The sequence below is a fragment of the Nocardia sp. NPDC055321 genome (assembly GCF_053645575.1).
Map to the genome: position 1 here is coordinate 15,900 of NZ_JBSHMS010000017.1, position 10,005 is coordinate 25,904.

Here is a 10,005-nt window from a genome sequence, read left to right on the forward strand (position 1 = left end):
GACGAGAAGACAGGTTGAGTTCGTGATCACGCTCAGAAAAGAAGACGGTGCCGCCGATCTCGCGGGCATCAGCAAGATGAGTGTCGGCGTCAGCTGGGACCCCTCGGCCGGCGCCAGCGGCGGGCTGCTCGGCATCGCCCGGCGGAAGAAGGGCGTGGATCTGGATCTGATCGCGATTCTGATGCAGGGCAGCGAACCGGTGCGGTTCGCGGGCCTGGATTCGCTGGATCCGCTGGGCAACGGGTCGGTGCTGCACAGCGGCGACGAGCAGACCGGCGCGGCCGCGGGTGACGACGAGACCGTGCACGTGACCTTCGCCGACGTGCCCGGCGGCATCGACTCGATCGTGTTCGTCGCGGCCGCGTTCAAGAAGGGTTCGAGCTTCGAGAAGGCGAACAACGTCTCGTTCAAGATCTACGACGCGACCGGCGGCGGCACCCAGCAGGTGGCCGACATCTGGCCGTCGCTGCTGGGCGGGGACAACGCCAACGCCATCGCCCGCGCGTTCCGCAACGGCCCGGCCTGGCAGCTCGAGGTCGTCGATCGCAAGGGCAAGATCAAGCAGGGTGACATGCAGGCCCTGCTGCGCTTCGCCCTGCAGTAGCCCGGAGACGCGCATAGGCCCTGCCCGCCGATCTCGCTCGCGGGCAGGGCCTTTCGGGGTCGATCGTCAGTGCACCGATTCGGATTCGGCCGCCGCCCGAGCCTTGCGGGTGGCGATCGAGCGCTTGACCACCTCGTACACGATCGGCAGTACCGATACGGCCACGATCACCAGGAAGATCAGGTCGATGTTGTCGCGCACCGCGGCGATCTGGCCGAGCAGGTAGCCCAGATAGGTCAGGCCCGAGCCCCACAGCACGCCGCCGATGATGTTGTAGGTCACGAAGACCCGGTACTTCATCTTGGCCGCGCCGGCCACGACCGGCGCGAAGGTGCGCACGATGGGCACGAAGCGCGCCAGCACGATGGTGATGGGCCCGTGTTTGACGAAGAACGCGTGCGATTCGTCGATGTAGGACTTCTTGAAGAAGCGGGCGTCGTCGCTCTTGAACAGCGCGGTGCCGCCGCGCGCGCCGATGAGATATCCGACCTGGTCGCCCGCGATGGCGGCGAGTGGAATCAGGATGAGCAGCACCTCGATCGGCGCGAAGGGCTCGATCTCGGTCGATTTGGAGGCCGCGATCAATCCGGCGGTGAACAGCAGCGAGTCACCGGGCAGCAGCGGGAACAGCAGACCGGATTCGATGAAGACGACCGCGAGCAGGCCGACCAGCATCCAGGTGCCGAAGGAGTTGAGCAGGTTCACCGGATCCAGGAAGCCCGGTAGCAGTGCGAGATTCGTGGTGGTCGAATCCATCGCGGTGGTAATCGTCGTCATCTGCTCCGCCGTTCGGTGCTCGTCGATCGGGCGGGCCGGGTGTGGTCGATTGCCACGTGCTTGGTCTCCTTCGGATGTTTCATTACGCCGAGAACAGGGTCGATGCCCTGCCGGTGAGACCCCCGCGCGGCGACCACACAGGCCGATCGGACATGCCGCGCCCCACCTGCAGGCCACAGTAGCACGCGGCACTGTAAGGTTGTCCGGGTGCGAACGGCGCCCGCACGGGCCCGTGATCGTGGTTCGGACGCCGGACGGTGACCCGGATCGCTGTATGGTTGAGATCTTTCGAGGATGGAGGTGCTGATGCCGGAGGGCCTGGTCAGAATCGGAGAACTCGCCTCCCGCGCCGAGGTCAGCTCCCGCACCATCGACTACTACACCAGCCTGGGACTGCTCGTTCCCGCCGAACGCACCGCGGGCAACTACCGGATGTACGATCCGGCCGACGTCGAGCGCATCCACCTCATCCAGACCCTGGAGGCGCAGGGCATCTCGCTCGAGGAGATCGCCAAGGCGCTCAATTCCCAGCCCGACGACGTCGCCGAGATGCTGGCCCGCATAGACACCGACCTCAAGTCGCTGCAAACCGCCGCCGAGGTCGCCCCCAGTGAGATGAACGGTCTGCTCAGCATTATCGCGGCCCGGGTGCAGTCGCTGCTGACCGTCGCCCTGCAACTCCCGCCCGACCTGCCGATGCTCTGACCGTCCGGGTGGTCGCTCGCCGACGCGGCGGCGCACCCGGATCCGGCTGCCGTGCACTGACTTCCGTCCGAGTGCGCCCGGGTCGGCTTCCGGCCGTTGTGAATTCGCGCCACCGCGTCGAGCGGCGGCGCGCTAGGCCAGTGCGAGGAAGAGCTTCTCCAGTTCGGCCTCGGTCAGCGGCTCGCGCCCCTCGGCGCCCTCACCCGTGAGGCATTCGCGCAGGCCGCTGGCCACGATCTTGAACCCCGCGCGGTCCAGGGCGCGCGAGACGGCCGCGAGCTGGGTGACCACGTCCTTGCAGTCGCGCCCCTGTTCGATCATGGTGATGACCCCGGCGAGCTGGCCCTGTGCGCGGCGCAGCCGATTGAGAACCGCGGCGGTGGCTTGTTCGTCGCCGACCATGTCTGCCTCCTGAGCAGTGGATCCGGACTGTTCCGGCCAGTCCGTCTATCGAATGAAGATACCCCTAGGGGTATGTCGGCGACCTCCCCCGTGTCGGAACTCACCGGCCGGGTATGGCTCGGGGGAGGCGGGGATCACGTACTCGAAGTATACCCCCGGGGGTATGGTCGAAGTCGAGTCGGATACCCCGGGGGGTATGGATAGCGCGGGTCTTCCCCCGCGAGGAGGTGCGAGATGAAGGTTGTGATCGTCGGTGGTGTGGCCGGTGGCATGTCGGCCGCGACGCGGCTGCGGCGGCTCGACGAGACCGCGGAGATCGTGGTGCTCGAGCGCGGCGCGCACGTGTCGTTCGCCAACTGCGGACTCCCGTACTACGTCGGCGGGGTGATCGAGGAGCGCGAGGCGCTGCTGCTGCAGACCCCCGAGTCGCTCGCCGCGCGCTTCCGCCTGGATGTGCGGGTGCGGCACGAGGCCGTCGCGATCGACCCGGCCGCGCGCACCGTGCGGGTGCGGGACCTGGATTCGGGGCGGGAGTCGACCGAATCCTATGACGAGCTGGTGCTCAGCACCGGCGCCTCGGCGATCGTGCCGCCTCTGCCCGGCGTGGAGCGCGCCCTGGTCCTGCGCGATGTCGCGGACGTGGATCGCCTGGCCGACGCGGCCGGGCGGGCGCGGACCGCGGTCGTCGTCGGCGCGGGATTCATCGGCGTCGAAATGGCCGAGAACCTCACCCGCCGTGGCATTTCGACCACCGTGGTCGAGCGCGGCGATCAGGTGCTCGGCACGCTGGATCCGGAGATGGCCGCCCCGGTCGCGGCCGAGATGCGCGGGCACGGAATCAGATTGGAGACCGGCGTCGAACTCGAGCGGATCGACGCCGACAGCGTCACGCTGTCCGATCAGCGCGTCGTGCCCGCCGATCTGGTCGTCATGGCGATCGGTGTGCGCCCGGAGAGCGCCCTGGCCCGCGCGGCCGGGCTGGACATCGGTTCCGGCGGCGGCATCGTCGTCGATGATCGGCTGCGTACGTCCGCGCCCCACGTCTACGCGGTCGGCGACGTGGTCGAGAAGCGGGACGCGGTGAGCGGACAGGGCGCGCTGATTCCGTTGGCCAACACGGCGAATCGCCAGGGTCGTTCGGCCGCCGACGTCATCGCCGGGCTGCCCGTGACCGACCCGCCCGCCCGGGGCACCGCCATCGTCGGCGTCTTCGAGCTGACCGCGGCCATGACCGGATGGAGCGAGAAGCGCCTGGTGGCGGCCGGTCGGCCCTACCGTGCGCTGCACGCCCATCCGATGGCGCACGCCGGGTACTACCCGGGCGCCCGGGCACTGTCGATCAAACTGCTGGTCGATCCCGAGACCGATGAGATCCTGGGCGCGCAGGCGGTCGGCGGCGACGGCGTCGACAAGCGGATCGACGTGCTGGCCACCGCGATGGCCGGCGGCATCCGCGCCTCGCGCCTGCTCGATCTCGAACTCGCGTACGCGCCGCAGTTCGGCTCGGCCAAGGATCCGGTGAACATGCTCGGCTACATGGCCGACAACCTGCGCACCGGCGGCGTGCGCACCGCGCAGTGGCACGAGGTCGACAAGGCCGTCGCGAACGGCGCACAGCTGGTCGACGTGCGTTCGCCGGGGGAGTACGAGGGCGGCTCGATTCCGGGCGCCCGCAACATCCCGCTGGACGAGCTGCGCGAGCGCGCGGACGAGATCCCCGCCGGTCCCGTGCTCGCGTTCTGCCAGGTCGGGCAGCGCGGCAACAGCGCCACCCGGCTGCTCACCCAGCTGGGCCGGGACGCGATGAATCTCGACGGCGGCTATCGCACCTGGCACGCCGGCGTCGCCGAGTGATTCCCGCGGCGCGAAAGCCGCACGGCCGCAACCGATCAGCGGCCGCCCTCCCGAATGATATCGACGAACCAGGAGACGAACCCCCATGTGTCAGCGAATCACGTGCCGCACCTGTGGCAAACCCGGTTTCACCGGGTGCGGCAACCACGTCGAGCAGGTCCTGGGTGACGTGCCGAAGGCGGGCCGCTGCGCGTGCGCGGCCGAACGTCCCGCGCGCAAGCTGTGGCCCTTCGGCCGCTAGCTGCCCGGCCGCGTTCAATCAATGATTGAACTACCGATTGAAACATGTTCTACTTCTGTCGATCGGGAAGCCGCCGTTGGCCTCTCGACGTCGAAGGAGAACTGAACGATGACCGGACGATTGACCGGACGGGTGGCCCTGATCAGCGGGGCGGCGTCGGGGATGGGCGCCTCGCACGCGCGGGCCTTCATCGCCGAGGGCGCCGCGGTGATGCTGGGCGATATCGCCGATGACGCCGCGGCCCGGCTGGCCGCCGAACTCGGCGACCGCGCCGCGTCCGTGCACCTGGACGTCACCCGCCTCGCCGACTGGGAGGCGGCGGTCGCGGCCACCGTGGACCGCTTCGGCGCGCTCAACGTGCTGGTCAACAACGCGGGCATCCTCGACGGCGGCCCGCTCGGCACGTACACCGAAAAACAGTGGAACAACATCATCGCCATCAACCTCACCGGCCCGTTCCTGGGCCTGACCGCGGCGCGGGACGCCCTCGTGGCCGCGGCCCCGGCGTCGGTCGTGAACATCTCCTCGGCGGCCGGTATCCAGGGCGTCCCCGGAGTGCACGGCTACACCGCGTCGAAGTTCGGCGTGCGCGGCCTCACCAAGTCGGCCGCCCTGGAGTTGGCCCCGCACGGCGTCCGCGTGAATTCCGTGCATCCGGGCGGCATCCTGACCCCGATGCTCGGCGCGCCCGAGGATGCCCCTGTCGATCGCGCCGCGAATCCCCTCGCCCGCTTGGGTTCTCCCGCCGAGGTCACCTCGATGGTGGTCTTCCTGGCGAGCGAGGAGTCGAGCTACTGCAACGGGGCGGAGTTCGTGGTCGACGGCGGAATGACAGCGGGCCGCGCCTGAGGCCGGTTTCCTCAGTGTGCGACCGGTAGTTTCGCCGCCGATGCGGTCACTACCTCCGCGGCCGCGCGTTGTCCGGCCTCGATCGCGCCGTCGATGTAGCCGGTCCAGGTGACCGCGGTCTCCGAGCCGGCCCAGTGCACCGGGCCGACCGGTGCGCGTAGCGCCCGGCCGAAGCTGGTGAGGGCCTGGGGTGTGGTGAACGCCCCGTAGCAGCCTCGGGTGTATTCCTCTGCCGCCCAATCCTGTTCGATGTAGTCGATGGGGTCGGCGGCGGCCGGCCCGAAGTACCCCGTCAGGTCGTCGATCACCCGCTGTCTCCGTTCGGCGGGGGACATGCGGGCGGCGACGTCGGCGGCGCGGCCCTCGAAGAACCCGACCAGCACCCCGGGCGTCCCGTCCGGGGGCGTGTTGTCGAACACCGTGCTGATCAAGCGCAGGTCGCTGTTGGCCTGCCCGCTGAACCCGTCGGCGCGCCAGAACGGCGTCGCGTACACGGTGTTGGTCTTGATGACCCGCCCGGCCGGCATGCGCTGCAGCAGCATCACACGGTCCGTGGGCAGGGCCGGTGTGTAGCGCACGCGATCGTTGAGCGCCTGCGGCACCGCGACGATCGCGTGCCGGGCCCGCACCTCGATCCCATCGGCGGTCACCCGCACGCCGTCGTCGCTCCACTCGATCCGCTCGACCGGCTGGGCGAGAAGCACCCGATCGCCCAGGCGCGCGGCGAGTTCGACGGCGATGCGTTCGGTGCCGCCGACCACGCGATCCTGTTGCGCGCCACCGCGCGTCTCGATGAGGGCGTCCAGGCCGCCCGCCGCCGAGATGTACGACAGGGCCCACAGGGCGGAGAGGTCCTCCGGTTCGGTGGCGAACACCGCCAGGGTGAGAATCCGCATGAATCCGCGCCCGCGCGCGGTGTGGAAGTGGGCCCGGATCCAGCCCCCGAAGGTCTGCGCGTCGAGTTCCTCGGCGTGTTCGGCGTCCCACGGCCGGGCCGGATCGATCGCCGCGGCGGCACGCGCGATCCGGTGCTGTCCCAGCGCGAGATCGGCGAGCGTGAACGGACTCAACCGCGGAATGCGCCCGGTGTATGTGGTTCGCGCACCGCACAATTCGACGATGTTGCGGCCCTGGTCGTAGGTGGGGTGGGTGGTCAGTCCCAGCTCGGCCACCAGCGCCAGCGCGCGATGCTGGGTGGGGCCGATCCACTGCCCGCCCACTTCGATGGGTGATCCGCCGGGTAGTCGCGCGTTGAGCAACCGGCCGCCGATTCGGTCGCGCGCCTCCAGCACCACCGTCTCGCGCCCGGCCGCCACCAGATCCCGTGCGGCCACGAGTCCGGACACCCCCGCGCCGACGACAACCGCGTCCGTCTCGATCACTCGCGTATCCATGGGGGACCACCTCTCACATACAGAGTGTATCTCGCATACACACTGTATGTGATATCCATGACGTATGAGTGCTGTCAAGAGCAGGCGCGAGGAATACGCGCAGAGCACCCGGGAGGCACTGGTGCGTTCGGGCGCGGCGCTGTTCGCCGATCGGCCGTTCGCGGACGTGTCCGCCGAGGAGCTCGTCGCCGCGGCGGGGTTGAGCCGGGGCGCGCTCTATCACCACTTCGGCGGCAAGCAGGGCCTGTTCGCGGCGGTGTTCGCGGATCTGGAGAACGCCGCCGCCGAACGCATCGCCGCCGCCATGAGCGCGCCGCCGGGCCTGCGCGAGAAGACCATCGCCGGGATGAACACCTTCCTCGACGTCTGCACCGAGCGCGACTACCGCCAGATCGTCCTGGTGCAGGGCCCGACGGTGCTGGGCTGGGATCGCTGGCGCGAACTCGACCGCCTGTCCCTGTCGGGTCTGCTGGTCGCCCAGGTCGAATTGCTGAAAGAGCAAGGGCTGACCGGCTTCTCGCCCGAACTGGTGGCCGCCATGTTCTACGGCGGCCTGACCGACATGTCGTTCGTGCTGGCCGCGTCGGACGACCCCGCCCGTGCCCGCGACGAAGCCGGTCGCATGCTCGAACGCCTGCTCGACAGCCTCGGCCCGGCCTGAGGGGTTGCCGGGTTCGCCAAATGTTCTGTGAATCAACCGCTCTACGTCGCCGGGCCACGCTGCGCTGATATTTGCTGATTGATTGCTAGCCTGGCGCTGGGTCGCTCGCGCGCGGTCGCGTGCTCGAGCGCCCCGTCCGCGATCACCGCACCGTAGAGAGGCCGACATGGGATTCGCCAGCTACTACACCGGTTCCAGCGCCGACGGCTTCCTGGCCGATGACAACAGCTCGCTGGACTGGCTCGAATCCCGCGACACCGATCCCGACGGCCCGCTCGGCTACAACGCCTTCATCGCCGACGTGGGCGCGATCGTCATGGGCGCCAACACCTATCAGTGGGTGATCGACCACGACCCCGCCGCCTGGCCCTACGACGTGCCCGCGTGGATCATCACCCACCAGCGCTTCGCGACCCGCAGCGACCGCGACATCCGGTTCGGCAGCGGCCCGATTCCGGAGATCTACGCCGAACTCGAGCAGGCCGCGGCCGGGCGCAAGATCTGGGTGGTCGGCGGCGGGAACCTCGCCGCCCAGTTCGCCGCCCACGATCTGCTGGACGAGATCATCGTCTCCTACGCCCCGGTCACCCTCGGCTCCGGAATTCCCCTGCTGCCCTGGCGGGTCGAGCTCAACACGGTCGAGGCGACCCAGAACGGCGAGCTGGTCTGCGTGCGCTACGAGGTCGTCCGCGAGTGAGTCCGGCGATCGCCGCCGCGCCCGTATTTTCCTCACCGTGAATCCAATGCGCTCAAGCGAAACTTCAGTATTCGTGTAGGGACTCTTGTCGATTGGAAGTCGCGGAATATCGCCCGGTCGCGCCTAGCCTCCTTGGAGATACGCAGGACGGCAGAAGGACGCATCATCGCGATGAGGATAAAACGATTCCGCACGCTCATGGCAACGGGCACGGTGGCCATTGCCCTCGCGACGGCGCTGACCGCCTGCGGTGGCTCGGGTTCGTCGGGAAATGGCCCGGCCGGTGACCCGGTTTTCGGTGGCACGCTGAAGTTCTACGACCCGATCGAGTACACGGCCTGGCTGCCGACGAATTCGATCTGGTCCAACAGCCAGGTCACCAACAACCTGGCCGAGCGCCTGACCTGGCAGGATCCCGAGACCGGTGAGATCAAGCCGTGGCTGGCGAAGTCGTGGACGATCAGCGACGACAAATTGACCTACACGTTCACATTGCGCGAGGGCGTGACCTTCAGCAATGGCGATCCGGTCGACGCCGCAGTGGTGAAGGCCAATTACGATCAGCACGGACTGGGCGACAAGGCGCTGGGAATTCCCCCGGACCGCTTCTTCTCCGATTACAAGTCCACCGAGGTGGTCGATCCGCTCACCGTGCGGGTCTCGTTCACCAAACCGAATGTGGGCTTCCTGCAGGTGGCTTCGTTCTATCGCGCGGGGTCGATTCTGGCCAAGCCTTTCCTGGCACAGGATCTGAACGGTCAGGGGCAGGCCAAGAATTGGATCGGCTCCGGTCCCTTCGTGATCGAGTCGGTGCAGGGCACCACCGGTATCACCCTGAAGCGCCGCGAGGACTACAACTGGGCGCCGGAGGGCGCGGGCCACCAGGGCCGGGCGTACCTGGAGAAGGTCGTGTTCAAGACCGTGCCCGAGGCCGGTACCCGCGTCGGCGCGCTGAAGTCCGGTGAGGCGCACATCGCGCGCAACATCGCGCCGTACGACGAGGAGACGGTCACCGCCGGCGGCGGCGTCATCGAGGCGTTCCCGGTGCAGGGCCAGACCAACAAGCTCTCGTTCCAACTGGATTCGGTCACCCCGATCCTGGACAAGAACGTGCGCCTGGCCCTGCAGGCGGCCACCAACCGGCAGGAGATCAACGAGACGGTCCTGTCGCCCAGTTACCCGGTGCCGAAATCGATTCTGGTGCAGGGCACTCCGAACCGCGGCGACTCCTCCCGCTTCCTCGGCTACGACCTGGACAAGGCGAAGTCGCTGCTGGACGCGGCGGGCTGGCGGCCCGGCGGTGACGGCATCCGGGTCAAGGACGGCAAGCGCCTGCAGCTCGACATCTGGGTCGCGCCGTACTACCAGGTCGCCCAGCCCGTGCAGGAACTGCTGCAGTCGCAGTGGCGCAAGGCCGGCGTCGAACTGAAGATCAACGCGACCTCGCTGACCGACTACGAGGCCACTCAGCTCGCGCGCCCGGACAATTGGGCACTGGTGCAGGGCCAGACCTCGCGCGCGGAAGCCGATGTGCTGCGCACGGCCTTCGACAGCGGCGCCACCAACGAGCTGCACGCCAACACGCCCGACGCCAAGCTCGACGAGCTCGTCCGGGCGCAGGCGTTCGAATTCGATCCGGCCAAGCGCACCGCCGCCATCCAGGCCATCGAGGATCACCTGTTCGGCGAGGGCTACGTGATTCCGCTGTACGACGAGACCCAGGTCTTCGGCCTGGCCCCGTCGGTGCACGGCTTCAGCACCGAGTCCACGGCCCGCACCTGGCTGTACGACACCTGGATCGCCGAGTAGGCGGGAGCGAGA

Annotated in this window: 11 protein-coding genes; 8 read left to right on the forward strand and 3 right to left on the reverse strand. The window is 68.5% G+C overall.

Annotated features, from left to right (window positions below; genetic code table 11):
• Positions 1–22: 22 nt before the first annotated feature.
• Complete coding sequence (locus tag ACWIGI_RS26160) at positions 23–604, forward strand: TerD family protein (RefSeq protein ID WP_454205113.1); 582 nt, start codon at positions 23–25, stop codon at positions 602–604.
• 66 nt (positions 605–670) lie between these two features.
• Here the strand turns inward: ACWIGI_RS26160 and ACWIGI_RS26165 are convergent, their stop codons facing one another.
• Positions 671–1,381, reverse strand: a complete 711-nt coding sequence (locus tag ACWIGI_RS26165; protein ID WP_454205114.1) for a VTT domain-containing protein — start codon at positions 1,379–1,381, stop codon at positions 671–673.
• A gap of 294 nt (positions 1,382–1,675) precedes the next feature.
• Here ACWIGI_RS26165 and ACWIGI_RS26170 point away from each other — a divergent pair, with 294 nt between their 5' ends.
• The gene (locus ACWIGI_RS26170) at positions 1,676–2,086 is read left to right on the forward strand and encodes a helix-turn-helix domain-containing protein (protein WP_454205115.1); all 411 of its coding nucleotides are present in this window, start codon (positions 1,676–1,678) and stop codon (positions 2,084–2,086) included.
• Between the two features lie 132 nt (positions 2,087–2,218).
• Here the strand turns inward: ACWIGI_RS26170 and ACWIGI_RS26175 are convergent, their stop codons facing one another.
• A complete protein-coding gene (locus ACWIGI_RS26175; RefSeq protein ID WP_354986153.1) occupies positions 2,219–2,488 on the reverse strand; it encodes a metal-sensitive transcriptional regulator in 270 nt (89 codons plus the stop codon).
• A 234-nt stretch (positions 2,489–2,722) separates the two neighbouring features.
• On the opposite strand from ACWIGI_RS26175, the gene ACWIGI_RS26180 reads away from it, so the two are divergent.
• The 3 genes from ACWIGI_RS26180 to ACWIGI_RS26190 all read left to right on the forward strand — a co-directional run bounded on the left by ACWIGI_RS26180 (position 2,723) and on the right by ACWIGI_RS26190 (position 5,432).
• Positions 2,723–4,342: an FAD-dependent oxidoreductase gene (locus ACWIGI_RS26180; protein WP_454205116.1), complete on the forward strand. Its 1,620-nt coding sequence runs from the start codon at positions 2,723–2,725 to the stop codon at positions 4,340–4,342.
• Between the two features lie 85 nt (positions 4,343–4,427).
• Positions 4,428–4,583: a hypothetical protein gene (locus ACWIGI_RS26185; RefSeq protein WP_454205117.1), complete on the forward strand. Its 156-nt coding sequence runs from the start codon at positions 4,428–4,430 to the stop codon at positions 4,581–4,583.
• Positions 4,584–4,691: 108 nt separating this feature from the next.
• Positions 4,692–5,432: an SDR family oxidoreductase gene (locus tag ACWIGI_RS26190; protein ID WP_454205118.1), complete on the forward strand. Its 741-nt coding sequence runs from the start codon at positions 4,692–4,694 to the stop codon at positions 5,430–5,432.
• 11 nt (positions 5,433–5,443) lie between these two features.
• Here ACWIGI_RS26190 and ACWIGI_RS26195 read toward each other — a convergent pair whose 3' ends face one another.
• Positions 5,444–6,826 carry a flavin monoamine oxidase family protein gene (locus tag ACWIGI_RS26195; RefSeq protein WP_454205119.1) on the reverse strand — a complete coding sequence of 461 codons (1,383 nt, stop codon included), beginning with the start codon at positions 6,824–6,826 and terminating at the stop codon, positions 5,444–5,446.
• A 64-nt stretch (positions 6,827–6,890) separates the two neighbouring features.
• On the opposite strand from ACWIGI_RS26195, the gene ACWIGI_RS26200 reads away from it, so the two are divergent.
• The 3 genes from ACWIGI_RS26200 to ACWIGI_RS26210 all read left to right on the forward strand — a co-directional run bounded on the left by ACWIGI_RS26200 (position 6,891) and on the right by ACWIGI_RS26210 (position 9,993).
• Positions 6,891–7,487: a TetR/AcrR family transcriptional regulator gene (locus tag ACWIGI_RS26200; RefSeq protein WP_454205120.1), complete on the forward strand. Its 597-nt coding sequence runs from the start codon at positions 6,891–6,893 to the stop codon at positions 7,485–7,487.
• Positions 7,488–7,653: 166 nt separating this feature from the next.
• Complete coding sequence (locus tag ACWIGI_RS26205; protein WP_454205121.1) at positions 7,654–8,184, forward strand: dihydrofolate reductase family protein; 531 nt, start codon at positions 7,654–7,656, stop codon at positions 8,182–8,184.
• A 171-nt stretch (positions 8,185–8,355) separates the two neighbouring features.
• Positions 8,356–9,993: an ABC transporter substrate-binding protein gene (locus ACWIGI_RS26210; RefSeq protein WP_454205122.1), complete on the forward strand. Its 1,638-nt coding sequence runs from the start codon at positions 8,356–8,358 to the stop codon at positions 9,991–9,993.
• Positions 9,994–10,005: the final 12 nt, after the last annotated feature.

Bases quoted from the DNA above. Each gene is read 5' to 3' on its own strand.
- ACWIGI_RS26165 (WP_454205114.1), bottom strand. From the start codon at position 1,381: ATGACGACGATTACCACCGCGATGGATTCGACCACCACGAATCTCGCA.
- ACWIGI_RS26170 (WP_454205115.1), top strand. From the start codon at position 1,676: ATGGAGGTGCTGATGCCGGAGGGCCTGGTCAGAATCGGAGAACTCGCC.
- ACWIGI_RS26175 (WP_354986153.1), bottom strand. From the start codon at position 2,488: ATGGTCGGCGACGAACAAGCCACCGCCGCGGTTCTCAATCGGCTGCGC.
- ACWIGI_RS26180 (WP_454205116.1), top strand. From the start codon at position 2,723: ATGAAGGTTGTGATCGTCGGTGGTGTGGCCGGTGGCATGTCGGCCGCG.
- ACWIGI_RS26185 (WP_454205117.1), top strand. From the start codon at position 4,428: ATGTGTCAGCGAATCACGTGCCGCACCTGTGGCAAACCCGGTTTCACC.
- ACWIGI_RS26190 (WP_454205118.1), top strand. From the start codon at position 4,692: ATGACCGGACGATTGACCGGACGGGTGGCCCTGATCAGCGGGGCGGCG.
- ACWIGI_RS26195 (WP_454205119.1), bottom strand. From the start codon at position 6,826: ATGGATACGCGAGTGATCGAGACGGACGCGGTTGTCGTCGGCGCGGGG.
- ACWIGI_RS26200 (WP_454205120.1), top strand. From the start codon at position 6,891: ATGAGTGCTGTCAAGAGCAGGCGCGAGGAATACGCGCAGAGCACCCGG.
- ACWIGI_RS26205 (WP_454205121.1), top strand. From the start codon at position 7,654: ATGGGATTCGCCAGCTACTACACCGGTTCCAGCGCCGACGGCTTCCTG.
- ACWIGI_RS26210 (WP_454205122.1), top strand. From the start codon at position 8,356: ATGAGGATAAAACGATTCCGCACGCTCATGGCAACGGGCACGGTGGCC.